The sequence below is a fragment of the Pseudogulbenkiania subflava DSM 22618 genome, assembly GCF_900177275.1.
GTDB classification, from domain to species: Bacteria; Pseudomonadota; Gammaproteobacteria; order Burkholderiales; family Chromobacteriaceae; genus Pseudogulbenkiania; species Pseudogulbenkiania subflava.
Map to the genome: position 1 here is coordinate 78,555 of NZ_FXAG01000007.1, position 15,169 is coordinate 93,723.

General features: G+C 62.0%; 13 protein-coding genes. 10 read left to right on the forward strand and 3 right to left on the reverse strand.

Going from position 1 to position 15,169, the window contains the following annotated elements:
• The first annotated feature begins 17 nt into the window (after window positions 1–17).
• The 8 genes from flgE to flgL all read left to right on the forward strand — a co-directional run bounded on the left by flgE (window position 18) and on the right by flgL (window position 8,555).
• Window positions 18–1,277 (forward strand): flagellar hook protein FlgE, encoded by a 1,260-nt coding sequence (gene flgE / locus B9N72_RS08325; protein ID WP_085275954.1) that lies wholly within the window; start codon window positions 18–20, stop codon window positions 1,275–1,277.
• Between the two features lie 22 nt (window positions 1,278–1,299).
• Entirely contained in the window at window positions 1,300–2,040 is a 741-nt protein-coding gene (flgF, locus tag B9N72_RS08330; RefSeq protein ID WP_085275955.1) for a flagellar basal-body rod protein FlgF, read from the forward strand.
• Between the two features lie 36 nt (window positions 2,041–2,076).
• The gene (flgG, locus tag B9N72_RS08335) at window positions 2,077–2,859 is read left to right on the forward strand and encodes a flagellar basal-body rod protein FlgG (protein WP_085275956.1); all 783 of its coding nucleotides are present in this window, start codon (window positions 2,077–2,079) and stop codon (window positions 2,857–2,859) included.
• A gap of 30 nt (window positions 2,860–2,889) precedes the next feature.
• A complete protein-coding gene (locus B9N72_RS08340) occupies window positions 2,890–3,573 on the forward strand; it encodes a flagellar basal body L-ring protein FlgH (RefSeq protein WP_085275957.1) in 684 nt (227 codons plus the stop codon).
• A gap of 36 nt (window positions 3,574–3,609) precedes the next feature.
• Window positions 3,610–4,710, forward strand: a complete 1,101-nt coding sequence (locus B9N72_RS08345) for a flagellar basal body P-ring protein FlgI (protein ID WP_085275958.1) — start codon at window positions 3,610–3,612, stop codon at window positions 4,708–4,710.
• 94 nt (window positions 4,711–4,804) lie between these two features.
• On the forward strand, window positions 4,805–5,773 hold the full coding sequence (flgJ, locus tag B9N72_RS08350) for a flagellar assembly peptidoglycan hydrolase FlgJ (RefSeq protein WP_085275959.1): 969 nt from the start codon (window positions 4,805–4,807) through the stop codon (window positions 5,771–5,773).
• A gap of 48 nt (window positions 5,774–5,821) precedes the next feature.
• Window positions 5,822–7,618, forward strand: a complete 1,797-nt coding sequence (gene flgK, locus B9N72_RS08355; RefSeq protein ID WP_085275960.1) for a flagellar hook-associated protein FlgK — start codon at window positions 5,822–5,824, stop codon at window positions 7,616–7,618.
• A gap of 22 nt (window positions 7,619–7,640) precedes the next feature.
• Window positions 7,641–8,555, forward strand: coding sequence for a flagellar hook-associated protein FlgL (gene flgL, locus B9N72_RS08360; RefSeq protein WP_085275961.1), 915 nt, complete (start codon window positions 7,641–7,643; stop codon window positions 8,553–8,555).
• 65 nt (window positions 8,556–8,620) lie between these two features.
• On the opposite strand, the gene astE is transcribed toward flgL, so the two are convergent.
• The 3 genes from astE to B9N72_RS08375 form a co-directional block, all read right to left on the reverse strand.
• Complete coding sequence (gene astE, locus B9N72_RS08365; RefSeq protein WP_085275962.1) at window positions 8,621–9,634, reverse strand: succinylglutamate desuccinylase; 1,014 nt, start codon at window positions 9,632–9,634, stop codon at window positions 8,621–8,623.
• Between the two features lie 225 nt (window positions 9,635–9,859).
• Complete coding sequence (locus tag B9N72_RS08370; protein ID WP_085275963.1) at window positions 9,860–10,651, reverse strand: enoyl-CoA hydratase-related protein; 792 nt, start codon at window positions 10,649–10,651, stop codon at window positions 9,860–9,862.
• Window positions 10,652–10,670: 19 nt separating this feature from the next.
• A complete protein-coding gene (locus tag B9N72_RS08375; RefSeq protein WP_200810907.1) occupies window positions 10,671–11,459 on the reverse strand; it encodes an alpha/beta fold hydrolase in 789 nt (262 codons plus the stop codon).
• A 206-nt stretch (window positions 11,460–11,665) separates the two neighbouring features.
• On the opposite strand from B9N72_RS08375, the gene B9N72_RS08380 reads away from it, so the two are divergent.
• Both B9N72_RS08380 and B9N72_RS08385 read left to right on the forward strand, forming a co-directional pair.
• The gene (locus tag B9N72_RS08380) at window positions 11,666–13,444 is read left to right on the forward strand and encodes a GGDEF domain-containing protein (protein ID WP_085275965.1); all 1,779 of its coding nucleotides are present in this window, start codon (window positions 11,666–11,668) and stop codon (window positions 13,442–13,444) included.
• A gap of 565 nt (window positions 13,445–14,009) precedes the next feature.
• Window positions 14,010–15,155, forward strand: coding sequence for an ABC transporter ATP-binding protein (locus B9N72_RS08385; protein WP_085275966.1), 1,146 nt, complete (start codon window positions 14,010–14,012; stop codon window positions 15,153–15,155).
• Window positions 15,156–15,169: the final 14 nt, after the last annotated feature.

Consider the following 15,169-nt stretch of genomic DNA (forward strand, 5'->3'; position numbering starts at 1 on the left):
TCCGGGGAGAGTAAGAAATGGGTTTCCAACAGGGTTTGAGTGGCCTGGCTGCAGCGTCCAAGCAACTGGAAGTGGTGGGCAACAACGTGGCCAACGCCAGCACCAACGGTTTCAAGCGTTCACGCTCCGAGTTTGCCGACATGTACGGCTCCAGCCTCTATGGTGTCTCCAGCGCCCAGGCCGGCATCGGGGTGCGCACGGCGGAGGTCAGCCAGTTGTTCGATCAGGGCAACATCAACTCCACCGGCAACAACCTTGACCTGGCCATTTCCGGCAAAGGCTTCTTCGTCCTGAAGTCTCCCAGTGCAGCATCCAGTCAGGATGCCTACAGCCGCAACGGTGCCTTCCAGGTCGACTCCAACGGCTATCTGGTCAACGGCGACGGCTACAAGCTGCAGGGCTATACGGCCCAGAATGGGGTCATCCAGTACACCGCCACCCCGGTCGATCTGCAGTTCCAGACCAGCCTGATTTCGCCGACCGCGACCGGCAAGGTAGATCTCGGCGTCAACTTGAATTCCAGTGCGACGGTCATCAGCCCGGCGCCGACGGTGGACCCGACGGATACCAGCACCTACAACTCCGCCACCTCGGTCAAGGTTTACGACAGCCTGGGCAATACCCACGACCTCAGCTTCTACTTCGTCAAGGGAACGCCCACCGCGACCGGTACTGACTGGACCGTCAACCTCTACGTCGATGGCACGGCGGTCACTTCGCCCGCCGGGCCGCAGACGCTCAGCTTCGATACCAACGGCGTTTTGACCAGCGGCGGCGTGCTCAGCAACATTCAGTACACGGCGACCACGCCTAACGGCAGTACCACGCCGATGACCATTGCCACGGTCGATCTCAGCAAGTCGACCCAGTTCAACTCCTCGTTCGGGGTCAACTCGCTGGCGGCAGACGGCAATGCGCCCGGCACCCTGACCAGCACCAACATCAACAACCAGGGCATCATCGAGGCGACCTATTCCAACGGCAAGACCGTGGCCATCGGCCAGGTGGCGCTGGCCAACTTCACCAACGTGCAGGGCTTGCAGTCGATGGGCGGTAACCTTTGGAAGGACGTGGCCAGTTCCACCGGCGGCGCCAAGATCGGCGCGCCGATGTCGTCCGACCTCGGTGAAATCCAGTCCCAGGCGCTGGAACAGTCGAACGTCGATCTGAACTCCGAACTGGTGGACATGATCGTGGCGCAGCGCTTCTATCAGGCCAACGCCCAGTCGATCAAGACCGAAGACACCATCCTGCAGACCCTGATCAACCTGCGCTGAGCATTAACGGGATAACGGCACCATGGACCGCATGATCTACCTGGCGATGACCGGCGCCAAACACGTGATGACGCAGCAGGCCACCACCTCGCAGAACCTGGCCAACGTGCACACCAACGGCTACAAGGCCGACCAGGTTTCGTTCCGGGCCTTGCCGGTGGTGGGCGACGGTGCGCCGACCCGTACCTACGTGGTCGACAACACCATCGGCCATGACCTGTCGCAGGGCAGCCTGCAGCAGACCGGCAACGACACCGACTTCGCCCTGGGCACCCCGGGTTTCTTCACGGTGCAGGCAGCCGATGGCCGCGAAGCCTATAGCCGCGACGGTGGCTTCGTCGCCGATCCCAACGGCATGCTGCGTACCCGCAGCGGTTTGCCTATCCTCGGCGCTGGCGGACCGATCACCGTCCCGACCGGCTCCAGCGTGGTGATCGGCCCGGATGGCACGGTGGTGACCACGCCGACGAGCGGTGCCGACCGCACCCCGCAGATTGCCGGTCAGCTCAAGTTGGTAAACCCGGGCGAGCGGGCCGTGTACAAGGGCGAGGATGGCCTGTTCCGCCTGAACGGGGGCGGCAATGCCACGGCCTCGGACGACGTCAAGGTGGTGTCGGGGGCCTTGGAAGGCAGCAACGTCAATGCGGTGGAAAGCCTGGTGCAGATGATTTCCCATGCGCGCCAGTTCGATCTCAACGTCAAGCTGATGCAGACCTCCGACCAGAACGAACAAAAAGCCAGCCAGATTCTCGCCTTGAGCTGAGATGTTGGCCGAAGCCCAGAATAAGGAACACTCGCCATGATGCGCGCACTCTACATCGCCAAGACCGGCATGGACTCCAGCCAGTTCCAGCTGGATGTCGTCTCCAACAACCTGGCCAACTCCAATACCAAGGGGTTCAAGAAAGGCCACGCGGTCTTCGAAGATTTGTACTACCAGACCCTGCGCCAACCGGGTTCGCAACTGACCAACGGCAACAGTCTGCCGACCGGGCTGCAAGTCGGTACCGGCTCCACCGTGGTGGCGACCGCGCGCATCCACTCGCAGGGCAACCTGGAATCGACCGAACAGCCGCTTGATCTGGCCATCAACGGCGACGGCTTCTTCCGCGTGCAACAGCCGGATGGCACCATCGCCTACACCCGCAACGGCGAATTCCGCCGCAACGAAAACGGCGACATCGTCAACTCGTCGGGCTATCTGCTCGACCCGGCGATCAACATCCCGGCCAACGCCACCGGCATCACCATCTCCGAAGCCGGGGTAGTCCAGTACACGCAGCCTAACAGCACCACGCCGACCACCGCCGGCACCATCCAGCTGACCACCTTCATCAACCCGCAAGGTCTGCAGAGCATCGGCCAGAACCTCTATCTGCAAACCCAGGCGTCGGGCGATCCGCAGGATGGCGACCCCAGCACCGATGGTCGAGGCAGTGTGCGCTCCGGCTTTCTCGAGGCCTCCAACGTCAACGTTACCGAAGAGCTGGTCAACATGATCACCGCCCAGCGCTCGTTCGAAATGAACTCGCGTGCGATCAAGACAGCCGACGAGATGCTGCAGCGGGTTGCCCAGTTATAATGCTGGCGTCGACCAGCTAGAGGCCCTGTGATGAAAGCGACTTTCGGTGTGATGGCAATGCTGGCCGCGGCGTTGTCCGGGTGTGCCGTGCCCGAACCCCCCATCGTGCAGCAGCCGATGAGCGCGCGGCCCCAGCCGGCGCCCCAGGCCTTGCCCGGTAACGGCTCCATCTTCCAGGCCGGAAGCTACCAGCCCATCTTTGCCGACCGTGTCCCGGCGCGGGTGGGCGATACGCTGACGGTCACCATCGAAGAAAAAACCACCACGGCGGCCTCCGAGCAGACCACCGGCAAGCGTACCTCGTCGCTCAGCAACAGCATGGGGGCGGGCCTGCAGCTTCCCTTCGTGCCCGATTATCTCGAAAAGAAACTGGCAGGGGCCTCCCTGTCGGCCGACGGCTCCGCCACCTCGAGTGGCAAGGGCACCAACCAGGCGAGCTCCTCGTTCGTCAGCTCGATCACGGTGACCGTGATCGACGTGCTGGCCAACGGCAATCTGGTGGTGAGCGGGGAGAAGCAGGTCCGGCTCAATGGCGATACCGAATACATCCGGCTGTCCGGTGTGGTGAATCCGCGTGACATCAAGACCGGCAATACGGTCTCGTCCACCAAGGTGGCCGATGCCCGTATCGAGCAGCAATCCAAGGGCAACAACCGCTCGTTTGCCGAGCCGGGCTGGCTGACCAAGTTTTTCATGACGGTGCTGCCATTCTGATGGTGGCGATGGCCGGCGCTTTATAGCGGGATGGGAATGAAACGTTTTCTAGGTATGCTGCTGGTCGGGGTATTGGCCATGTCTCCGGCTTTGGCCACGCAGCGGCTCAAGGATATCGCCTCGATCGGCGGTGTTCGCACCAACCAGTTGATCGGCTATGGCCTGGTGGTCGGGCTCGACGGCAGCGGTGACAAGGCCACCTCGTCACCGTTCACATCGCAGTCGATGTCGAGCATGCTCAACCAGCTCGGGGTGCAGATTCCGGTCGGCACCAAGCTCGATCCGAAGAACGTCGCCGCCGTTACCGTCACCGGAACCCTGCCGCCGTTTGCGCGCCAGGGGCAGGCCATCGACGTGACTGTTTCCTCCATCGGTGATGCCAAGAGCCTGCGCGGCGGCACGCTGCTGATGTCGCCGCTGAAAGGCGCGGACGGGCAGATCTACGCGATGGCGCAAGGTAACGTGGTGGTGGGTGGCGCCGGGGCTTCTGCTGCGGGCAGTTCGGCGCAAGTCAACCATCTGAGCGTCGGCCGCATTCCCGCCGGGGCGACGGTGGAACGCGAGGTTCCGACCGCGCTCGGCTCGGGCGGCGTGGTGCAACTCGAGCTGTTCGAGTCCGACTTCACCACCGCCAATCGGGTGGTGCAGGCCATCAACCGCGAGCTTGGCGATGGCACGGCCCGGGCGCTGGATGGCAGGCTGGTGGAAGTGGTCGCGCCGCAAGACGCCAACCGCCGCGTGCAGTTCCTGTCCCGGATGGAAAATATTGCCGTTACACCGGCAGAAGCTTCCCCTCTTGTCATTCTCAATGCCCGTACCGGTTCGGTGGTGATGAACCAGTCCGTGACCATCGACCCCTGCGCCGTGGCGCACGGCAATCTCTCGGTCTCGGTCAGCAACACCCCGCAGGTGAGCCAGCCGGCGCCGCTGTCGGGTGGGCAGACGGTCGTCACCAACCAGGCCAGCGTCAACATCAAGAGCGAAGGGGGCAAGGTGATCGGGCTGCCGCGCGGGGCCAACCTGTCCCAGGTGGTGAACGCGCTGAATGCGCTCGGCGCCACGCCACAGGACTTGTTGTCCATTTTGCAGGCCATGAAAGCGGCCGGCGCGCTCAAGGCGGAACTGCAGATCATCTGAGCGAAGCGGCCGACGTGTTTGGAGGCAAGGGGAGGGGTAGCCCTCCCTTTTTTGTTGGCCCGTTTCTTGCTTTTTCTGCGCCGAGGAGATCAGGATGAGTGTCAGTTTTCCAACGTTGCCGAACGATGCCAGCACGGCCAGCCAGCGCCTCGCCGTCGACCCCGGTCAGACCGCCGCCTTGCAGGTAGCCGCCCGCAAAGACCCGCAAGCCGCGATCAAGTCCGCCGCACAACAGTTCGAGTCCCTGTTCATGGGAACCTTGCTGCAGGCCATGCGCGAGACGTCGTTTGATGGCGAGGAGGACAGCAATGCCATGGGCACTTACCGCGGCATGCTGGATCAGCAATTGCTCCAGACCATGAGCAAATCGGGAGGGGTGGGCCTGGCCGATGTCCTGTCGCGGCAGCTGGCCCATGCCGCGCAACTGGATGATGATGCTTCCCCCACGGTCGAGCGGCTGGCACCGGCATCCTCGGTGCTGCCGATGGTCAACCAGGCCATCCGTGCGTATCAGTCCATGCAGTCGAAGGCGGCGGCAGGATTGGCCAACCCCGCCAGTGAAGCCCCAAGCCCGACGCCGGGAGCAGTGGGCGACACGGCCGCATCCTTCGTGACCGCCCTGTTGCCTCACGCCAGGGACGCCGCCCAGCAACTGGGGGTGGCGCCGGAATTGGTGCTGGCGCATGCGGCCCTGGAAAGCGGCTGGGGAAAACGCTCGATCAAGAACGCCCACGGGCAGGAAAGCCATAACCTGTTCGGCATCAAGGCCGGTGCCAACTGGCAGGGCGATTCCGTCGATGTCTTGACCACCGAGTACGTGAACGGCAATGCCGTCAAGAAAATAGATAAATTCCGCGCCTACGCGTCCTACAACGAGGCCTTTGCCGACTACGCCAAGCTGCTCTCCGGTTCGTCGCGCTACCAGTCCGCCCTGAACCAGGGGGGCGACATGCTGGCATTCGCGCGAGGGCTGCAAAGCGGAGGCTATGCCACCGATCCCCACTACGCCCAGAAGCTGGTGGGGGTGATGGGTGCGGTTTCCCAGCGTTCTCGCGGGGCTTAAGGCTCAAGATCGTGCCGGGCAGGCCGATATAGCAATCAGAGGTGCGATATGGGTACGAGTATTTTTTCGATCGGCGTCAGCGGGCTGAATGCGGCGCAAGGCGCCTTGACGGTGACCAGCCACAACATCAGCAACGTCAACACCGCCGGTTACACCCGTCAGGTGACGCAGCAGGCTGCGCGTTACCCGCAGAGTGCCAGCTACGGTTTCATCGGGCAGGGAGTCGATCTGACCCACGTCAACCGGGTCTACGACGATTACCTGACCCAGCAGGTGCAAAGTGCCCAGGCTACGGATAGTTACTACTCGGGCCAGCTGGATTTTCTCAAGCAGGTGGACTCCCTGATGGCCGATTCGACGGTCGGTGTCAGCCCCTCGCTGCAGGACTTCTTCGGCAGTCTGCAAACCTTGTCGGCTGATCCCTCGTCCCTCCCCAGCCGCCAAGCAGCGGTGAATAAGGCCCAGGCGCTGGCGACCAAGTTTCGCACCCTGGATGGGCAGTTGCAGGAAATGGCCAGCGGGGTGAATACCCGTATCAAGGCCTCGGTGGACTCCATCAACGGTCTGGCCAGTCAGATTGCGGATCTCAACCATCGTATTGCGGCTCTGACGGTCAAAACCGCCAGTGGCACGACGACCAACGCACCCAATGACTTGCTGGACCAGCGCGACCAGGCCATCCTTGAACTTAACAAGCAGGTCAAGGCATCGGTGGTTCCTCAGTCGGATGGCTCCTACAGCGTGTTCATCGGCAATGGCCAAACACTGGTGCTCGGAAGTGTGGCCAATCAGCTGGATACCCAGCCGGACCCGACCAATCCGCAGCAGTTGCAGTTGGTATACAAGAGTACCAATGGCAGCAATACGGTGATTCCAACCAGCCTGGTTCAAGGTGGGGCCTTGGGTGGCATTCTTGATTTTCGCGATAATGCCCTGACCAACGCGCGAACACGACTTGGCAATCTCGCTATCGACTTTGCAGCAGCGATGAACTACCAGCAGCAGCTGGGGTTGGATTTGAATGGCCAGCAAGGTCAGCCGCTGTTCACCGACTTGAGTTCTTATGCCGCTAATCCGCAGGGGGCCGCCAGTGCCTTGCAGGTGATCATGACCGATCCGTCGGGGCTGGCGGCGGCGTCCAATCTGAAGGCGGGCGCCCAGGTGGTGACCTCTTCTGGCTCTGTGCTGAGTATTAGCAAGGTGTACAGCACCTTACCCGGGGATTACGGCTGGTCGTCGGCGAGTGCCGCCGGAGCGCCGAACGTGACGACCCACCCCTCTTCCAATCTGACCAGTCTCACGATTGATAGTACGGCAATGACAGCGACGGTGGTCAATGGGGCCGGGACCACAACTTACAATGTCGTGGCCGATCCCAACGTCGATAACGGCTACAAGCTGGTATCGGGAAGCCCGGCCGTCGATGCCGGCATTGCGTTCAGTCTTTCTGGGCCGCTGACGTCAGGCCTTACCCTCTCGGTTGTGCCGAATGCGGCTCCGATCGGTAAGGGGGATAACACTAACCTGTTGGCAATGGCCAAGCTGCAGACCCGGCCGCTGGTCGATGATGACCGGACCGATACGACTTCCACATTGACGTCCTTTGCCTCCCACTATGCCAGCATGGTCAGTTATGTTGGCAGCGTGACCAACGAGGCGACGGTCAGTTCGACGGCGCAAAGCAACGTGTTGCAGGAGGTTCAAACCGCGCGCGATAGGATTTCCGCCGTCAATCTTGATGAAGAAGCGGCCAACCTCATCAAGTACCAGCAGGCCTATCAGGCCTCCAGCAAGGTCATCCAGATAGCGCAGCAGATTTTTTCTTCGCTGTTGCAGATGAATTAAGGTTCGAATCGGAGAGTAAGTGATGCGAATCAGTACCAGCATGGTGTTCAACCAAGGGTACGTAGGTATCCAGGGGAACCAGTACAACCTCACTAAGCTGCAAGAGCAACTCTCGGCCCAGAAACGGGTTGTGGTGCCGTCGGATGACCCGGTGGCGTCGGCGCAGATGCTGGAAGTGTCTCAGTCGGATGGGCGCACTAACCAATTTGTCAAAAACGGGGATACGGTCGAATCGACTTTGGCCATATCGGAAACCTCGCTCAGTAGTGCCAACGATCTGCTTTCGAATCTGAAGACGCTGGCGATTCAGGCGGGGAATGCTTCTCTCGATAACTCCCAGCTGACTATGATCCAGTCCGAGGTCAAGGAGCGTTTCCAGCAACTGCTGAGCTATGCCAATGCCACGGATGGTCGAGGCAACTACCTGTATGGCGGTAATGCAATCGACAATCCCCCTTTCGTGGCGGACAGCTCGTTGAACGTGACCTACAACGGGGATACCGGGCGCCGTGATGTTCAGATAAGCGATGCGCGCCAGGTGCCGATCACCGAAGTGGGCTCGGCTGTGTACGGCGATGCCATCAGCAATACGGCGGTATTCGACAACGTGCGCGATCTCTATAATCTGTTGGGGCAGAACCCCCGTCCGGCAACGTATACGACCCAGTTGAATACCATCATGTCGGGACTGGACTCTGCACAGGTGAGGTTGTCGACGACAGAGGCCTCAATCGGCTCGCGGCGCAGCGAAAATGAAACCCTGCAGTCGGTTGGACAGGATCTGGATGTCCAGTACCAGACGCGGCTCAGCAATCTGGACGGTCTGGATTTGGCCAAGACCATCAGCGATTTCACCCTGGCGCAGACAGCGCTGCAGTATTCGCAGCTGACCTTCCAGAAGGTCAGCGGCTTGTCACTGTTCAACTACCTGTCGTGACCACTAGGAGTGGGCTAACGAAAACAGCCGGGATTTCCCGGCTGTTTTGTTTTTAGGGTGGCTCTTCAGATGGCCACGGGCTCGATGACGATGCCGGCGCGCAGGCCGTTGCCGACCTTGGGGTTGGGGAACAGGATGCGCTCGTTGCCGCCGTGGGCCTGGTAGCGCACGTCCTGATCTTCGGCGATGACGAAGCCGTCTTCGAGCAGCGTGAAATTCTCGACCTGATCGTGCAGATAGAGACGGAACTGGTCGCTGTGTTTGACCAGATCGTATTTGGCCCGGAACAGCTGGAAGCGTTCGTTGGCAAAGGCCGGCAGCGGATCGCGCTGGCCGCTCAGCAGCCGTCGCAAGGCCTGGTTGATGCCTTCGAAGCGTGACAGGTCGTTCTGGCCGAAGGGGCGGGCCTTGCCCAGCTCGAGCGTCAAGGCGTCGGTCTGGCAGTGACGGCTGGTGTAGTAAGTGAACGTGGCGGCCGGCTGGCTGTGCAGCAGCACCGTGGTAATGTCGGCCGATTCCAGCCAGCACAGCTGTTCGCGGTTGTAGTCGCGCTCGTGGAGGTAGGGGTAGATGGCAAAGCGCTCGAAGACCGAGCCGCGAATCGCGGTGTGCAGGTCGTAGTGCAGCCGCTGGCAGCCGTTCGGGGCCTGCTCGAAAAACGCCGCCGCGGCGTTTTCCAGAACCGCCGCACGCTGCGCTTCGCGGGTGGCTGGGTGCTTGGCGTGTTGGCCGTTGAACAGGCGGTTCATGTCGTAATCGAGGTAACGTTCGCCGGCCTGCATTGCGTCCGGATTGCCGAACATCAGCAGCAGGTGGACCGCCAGCGGCAGTCGGCCTTGCTCGATGTCGCGCAGGATGCCGTTGGCGACCTCGATCGGCGCGGTTTCGTTGCCGTGAACACCGCAGGAAATCAGTACGCGGTCGGTATGGTCGTCCAACTGGGGCGGAACCAGCTCGAGAATGCCTCGCTCGCGCCAGCGTGCCGTCACACCGTTTGCCAACGGCCATTCACGTGCCACAGGAGGCTGGTCTTGCAGGGTGGCTGTCAGGAAATCGTAGGAGAGGGAAGGCTGGTTCATCGGGCACGCTTTTCGTGAGAAGGATGGCCCTATTCTTCACGAAAGGGCCAGTGCCGTCTGTAGCGGTGCCGCAGAGATGAAGTTTGATGGCGTAATTGCGGAAGTCCTTCTGCCAGGCCGGCAAGGTTGGCCGAAGCGCGGCCATGGCGGTGAACAGGCCGGCCCAGCGTCACGCCCGCGACCGGGGGCTTGACCGGTGCACTATCGCCGCACCGGGACCTGGTTTCACTCTCGATGAATCCAGGAGGGTGCGCGTTGTTCGATAAACGCGGCGATGCCTTCCTGGCCTTCGGCACTGGCATGAACCTGGGCGATGCGCTCGATGGTCGTCTCGATCGCGTCAGCCGTGATGGCCCTGCCGCCCAGTTCGCGCACCAGCTGCTTGGCCTCTGCCATCGCCTGAGGGCCGTTGAGCAAGACCTGGCGGCACATCTGGGCCACCGCCATGTCCAGCTCCTCGTCCTCGACCACAAGATGGATCAGCCCCAGTCGCTTGGCCTTGCCGGCGTTGAAGCGCTCGGCAGTGATGAAGTAGCGCCGGGCGGCGCGCTCCCCGATGGCGCGCATCACATACGGTGCCGCCGAGGCTGGAATCATGCCGAGCTTGACGTCGGAGAAGCAAAACAGCGCTTCGGATGCGCCGATGGCGATATCGCAGCAGGCCAGCAGGCCGGCGCCGATGCCGAAGGCCGAGCCCTGGACACGGGCGATGGTCGGCTTGGGGCAGTTGTCGAGGGTGCCGAGCAAGGTCGCCAGCAAGCGTGCATGCTGTTTGATCCCCTCCTGGTCGAAGCCTGCCATGCGTTGCATCCAGGCGCTGTCGTGGCCGGCGCAGAAGCTGATGCCTTCGGCCGCCAGCACGATGGCACGGACGCGTGCATCCGCGATCAGGGTTTCCAGCGCGGTCGTGAGCTGGACGATCATCGTGTCGTCCAGGGCGTTATGCAGTTCTGCCCGGTTGAGCCGGAGAGTGGCAATGCCCAGGTCGTCGACGGAGTGCAGGATGGAATGCAGCATGACGGTTCTCCTGAAGGTGTCAGGGTGTGCAGAAACGCAGAATCTCGTGGGCGAAGATGTCCGGTGCTTCGATGTGCATGACGTGGCCGATGGCCGGCAGCACATGCAGCGATGCGCCGGGGATGCTGTTAGCGAGGATTTCCGACTGGTAGAGGGGCGTCAGGCGGTCTTCGTTGCCGACGATAACGCGGGTGGGAACCTTGATCTCGGCCAGCCAGGTGCGCGCGTCGTGGCGCTTGACCCCGGCGATCAGTCGGGTGACGGCGGGCCAGTCGACCATCCCGGCGATAATCTTCAGCTCGGCCAACTGGGCGGCGTTGCCGACCAGGAAGCGGCTGGAGAAGAACCACGGGATGCTCACGTCGTAGCGCAGGTCGATGCCGCCGGCGGCATCGGCGGCGATCCAGCTGTCGCTGATGCGGGAGTTCACCTCGTCAGACCAGGCCAGGGTCGAGGCCAGGAGCAGGTGCTCGAGGCATTCCGGGTGACGGCGGGCGAAGTACTGCGCCACCATGCCGCCGTAGGACAGGCCGGCCAGGTGCACCTTGTCGATCGACAGGTGCTGCAGCAGCTGCCACGCCAGCTCCGCCTGCTGCTCCAGCAGGTAGGCATCGGCGACCGGCTTGTCACTTAGGCCCTGACCGAGAAAGTCGAGCCGCAGCAGCCGGTAGTGCGCTTCGAGCGGCGGGGCCATCATGGTCCAGGCGGCCGTGGACATGGTGATGCCGTTGAACAGCACCAGCGTCTTGTCGCCGTGGCCGCTCAGTTCGTAATAGATGCTTTGTCCGTTCAGTGTGGCATGAGGCATGGCTGCGCGTCCTACCGGCATTATCCAGATTTCATTCTATTCCCAAGATTCGGCGCATGGCCAGTCACCGTATTCCCGGTTTGTGCCACTGCACCGGCAAAACCTGCCTTTGTAATGATCGGGCGTTTATCGTCACGATCCTGTCATCCTTTAACGATATATTTCATCGCTGTTAAAAAAGTAGTTACATCAGGAACGAGCTTCTTATGCAGGTTTGCGATACCTCCCTTTGTCAGGAGCTGGAAATCATCATCAACGAGCGCAAGCTGTTGCCGGTCTTCCAGCCCATCGTGGACATGGAAGAGGGGAGTATCCTCGGCTATGAAGGGCTGATCCGCGGGCCTTCCAACAGCCCTCTGCACTCGCCGCTCAATCTGTTCGCCGCGGCCGAGCGGTGCCGTGCGCTGGTGTCGCTGGAGCGGGCCTGCCGGCGTGTCACCGCCGAGGCGTTCATCGAGCATCAACTGCCTGGTTGCCTATTCCTCAACATCAGTCCGCAGACCTTGCTGGCGCCGGAGCATAAATCGGGCGAGACGCTGGCGTTTCTCAACATGTTGGGGTTGCCCAGCGAGCGCATTGTCATCGAACTCACCGAAACCCACCCCAATGCGACCTACCAGGCGTTGCGCGAGGCGGCTAGCCATTACCGCGACAGTGGTTTCCGTATCGCGCTGGACGATTTGGGCGAGGGTTTCTCCAATATGCGGCTGTGGTCCGAGCTGCGCCCCGACGTGGTCAAGCTCGACAAGCATTTCGTCCAGGAAATCCAGCACGATCCGCTCAAGGAGCAGTTCGTGCGTTCGATGGTCGACATCGCGAGGCAATCCGGTGCCTTGCTGGTGGCCGAGGGCATCGAGACGGTAGACGAGTTGCGCGTACTGCGGCGGCTCGGTGTGCGCTACGGGCAAGGCTATCTGTTTGCCCGACCGGCGCTGCTGCCGGCGCGCGAGGTGTCGGCCGAAGTGCGTGCCCTGCTGTACGCCGATGCGCGCGAACGGTTGGGGGCGCCACGCCAGGCGATGGCGCGCGATCTGCTGGTCGAGGTCATGCCGTTGGAGCAGACGGTGGCGAACGAAGTTGCCTACCGGCTGTTCGTCGAGGCGCCGGAGCGCTTCGCCATTCCGGTGGTGAGTGGCGGCGTGCCGGTCGGACTGCTGCGCCGTCACGATTTTCTGGAAAGCTTTTCCAGGCCGTTCAATCGTGAGTTGTACGGCAAGAAGCCGTGCCGCACCCTGATGGATCAGCAGCCGCTGATCGTCGGTGCCGAGATGGGGGTGCAGGAACTATCGAGCCTGGTGGTGGCCGCCGAGCGCCGCCACCTGATCGACGGCTTCATCATCACCGAAAACGGCCGCTATCTCGGCATGGGCACCGGTTACGATCTGATGCGCAAGATCACCGAGATGCAGATTTCGGCGGCGCGCTACGCCAACCCCCTGACCGGACTGCCCGGCAACGTGCCGATTTCCGAAACCATCGACCGCCTGCTCGACAGCGGCGAGCCGTTTGTCGTGGCCTATGCCGACCTCGATCATTTCAAGCCGTTCAACGATCTCTACGGTTATGCCGCCGGCGATGACCTGATCCGCCTGCTGGGATACTTGCTGCAACAGGTGGCTGACCCGGCCCGCGACTGGGTGGGACATATCGGCGGCGACGACTTTGTGTTGCTGATGCAGAGCGAGGGCTGGGAGGCGCGTCTGCTCGACGTGATCGCCGCCTTCGATCGCCAGGTCCAGGTGCATTTCGGGCAGGAGCACCGCCTGATGGGGGGCTTCGAAGTGACGGCGCGCAACGGTGAGCTGATCTTCTTCCCGCTCACCAGCGTGTCGATTGGCGTGCTTTCTGCCAGGCCGGGACAGTTCCTGTCGCATCATGAGGTATCGCTGGCGGTGGCCGATGCCAAGAAGATGGCCAAGAAGCAGAGCGGCAGCAGTCTGTTCATCGAGCGCCGGGGTAGTGGCAGGGTAATGAGCAAGGTCTAGGGCGTGTCATCCTGGATCATGTGCTTGATATTTAAACAAGGTGGGCCGGCGTAAGCCGGTCTTTTTTATTGTTCGCTCTTGATGGCGGGGTGCCACCTTGTGGCAAACCGTCATTTCCTTGTGCGTTTCCGCCGCTCGGGCAGTTTTTGAATTGTCAATTTTATTGAACGGCACTACTCTTTTCCCACGCCTGCGGACACCGCCGGGCCGTTCCTGCTGCGAAACAGACGACGGCGCGCGATGATGCGTGGCGCTGCCGGGTTGGCATGGGCGCAGACGGGGATGTCGGGCGAGGGGCGTCTGCCAGGCTGGCATGGCGTTCGCTTATTGATTTTCATATGACCCCGGCAGATTAAAATGCGCCCTTTTGGGGCGGTTTTGGTATTCTTTCCCGGTTTAAGTGAAGGCGCGTGCCGGCCAAGCAGCACGCGACGCCAGGCAAGAACGCAGGTGTGCCGAATCCGGTAACAGACGATAACCAGCACCCCGACGAGAGCGGGGCATTCGATGAATCGGCGTATCGACGGCGGTGGTCCGACGTGCGCCAGAGGGAGATTTGACCATCATGATGGATGCTGTCGCACAGCCCAAGACGGCGGCCGGGGCTCAGGTTGACGAGAAGCCCTATCTGCAGATAGCCGGGATCGTGAAGAAGTTTGGCGATCACTTCGCCGTCGATCATGTCGATCTCACCATTCGCCGCCATGAAATCTTCGCCCTGCTGGGGAGCTCCGGCTGCGGCAAGTCCACGCTGCTGCGCATGCTGGCCGGCATGGAACGGCCGACCGCCGGCAAGATCATCCTCGACGGCCAGGACATCACCGCTCTCGCGCCGTACGATCGGCCCATCAACATGATGTTCCAGAGCTACGCGCTGTTCCCGCACATGACGGTGGAGCAGAACATCGCGTTCGGCCTCAAGCAGGACAGGCTGCCCAAGGACCAGATCGCCGCGCGCGTCACGGAGATGCTCGATCTGGTGCAACTGCGCAAGTTCGCCTCGCGCAAGCCCTACCAGCTCTCCGGCGGCCAGCAGCAGCGCGTTGCGCTGGCGAGAAGCCTCGCCAAGCGCCCGAAATTGCTGCTGCTCGACGAGCCCCTGGGCGCACTGGACAAGAAGCTGCGCCAGCAGACCCAGCTGGAACTGGTCAACACGCTGGAAACCGTCGGCGTGACCTGCATCATGGTGACGCACGATCAGGAAGAGGCCATGACCATGGCTTCGCGCATCGGCATCATGAGCGAGGGCCGGCTGCTGCAAGTGGGCACCCCGACCGAGATCTACGACTTCCCGAATTGCCGCTTTACCGCGGAGTTCATCGGCGAAACCAATATCTTCGGTGGCCAGGTGGTGGTGGACGAGCCTCACTGCGTGGAAATTGAGTCCGCCGAACTGGGTGGGCGCATCCAGATCGATCACGGCATCACCGGGCCCAAGGGGATGCAGGTCTGGGCCAGCATCCGTCCCGAGGACGTGCGGCTCGATCGTGGCGAATTCACCCCGGCGCCGAACGCGGCGCGCGGCAAGATCGAGGACATCGCCTACCTGGGCAGCTACTCGATCTATCACGTGCGCCTGCCCAGCGGCAAGGTGGTGAAGTCGGTGGTGCCGTCGTCGCGCTGGTACGAGGCGGGCGAAGAGCCGCCGACTTGGGGCGAGAGCGTGAACATCCGCTGGCGTCCTGACTTGCCCGTCGTCCTGACCATGTAAGGGGAGGGTGTGAC

Excerpts from the sequence above, each read along its gene's own strand:
- B9N72_RS08385 (WP_085275966.1), top strand. The coding sequence starts at position 14,010 with ATGATGGATGCTGTCGCACAGCCCAAGACGGCGGCCGGGGCTCAGGTT.
- flgK (WP_085275960.1), top strand. The coding sequence starts at position 5,822 with ATGGGTACGAGTATTTTTTCGATCGGCGTCAGCGGGCTGAATGCGGCG.
- flgG (WP_085275956.1), top strand. The coding sequence starts at position 2,077 with ATGATGCGCGCACTCTACATCGCCAAGACCGGCATGGACTCCAGCCAG.
- B9N72_RS08340 (WP_085275957.1), top strand. The coding sequence starts at position 2,890 with ATGAAAGCGACTTTCGGTGTGATGGCAATGCTGGCCGCGGCGTTGTCC.
- B9N72_RS08345 (WP_085275958.1), top strand. The coding sequence starts at position 3,610 with ATGAAACGTTTTCTAGGTATGCTGCTGGTCGGGGTATTGGCCATGTCT.
- flgF (WP_085275955.1), top strand. The coding sequence starts at position 1,300 with ATGGACCGCATGATCTACCTGGCGATGACCGGCGCCAAACACGTGATG.
- B9N72_RS08375 (WP_200810907.1), bottom strand. The coding sequence starts at position 11,459 with ATGCCTCATGCCACACTGAACGGACAAAGCATCTATTACGAACTGAGC.
- flgJ (WP_085275959.1), top strand. The coding sequence starts at position 4,805 with ATGAGTGTCAGTTTTCCAACGTTGCCGAACGATGCCAGCACGGCCAGC.
- astE (WP_085275962.1), bottom strand. The coding sequence starts at position 9,634 with ATGAACCAGCCTTCCCTCTCCTACGATTTCCTGACAGCCACCCTGCAA.
- B9N72_RS08380 (WP_085275965.1), top strand. The coding sequence starts at position 11,666 with ATGCAGGTTTGCGATACCTCCCTTTGTCAGGAGCTGGAAATCATCATC.
- flgL (WP_085275961.1), top strand. The coding sequence starts at position 7,641 with ATGCGAATCAGTACCAGCATGGTGTTCAACCAAGGGTACGTAGGTATC.
- B9N72_RS08370 (WP_085275963.1), bottom strand. The coding sequence starts at position 10,651 with ATGCTGCATTCCATCCTGCACTCCGTCGACGACCTGGGCATTGCCACT.
- flgE (WP_085275954.1), top strand. The coding sequence starts at position 18 with ATGGGTTTCCAACAGGGTTTGAGTGGCCTGGCTGCAGCGTCCAAGCAA.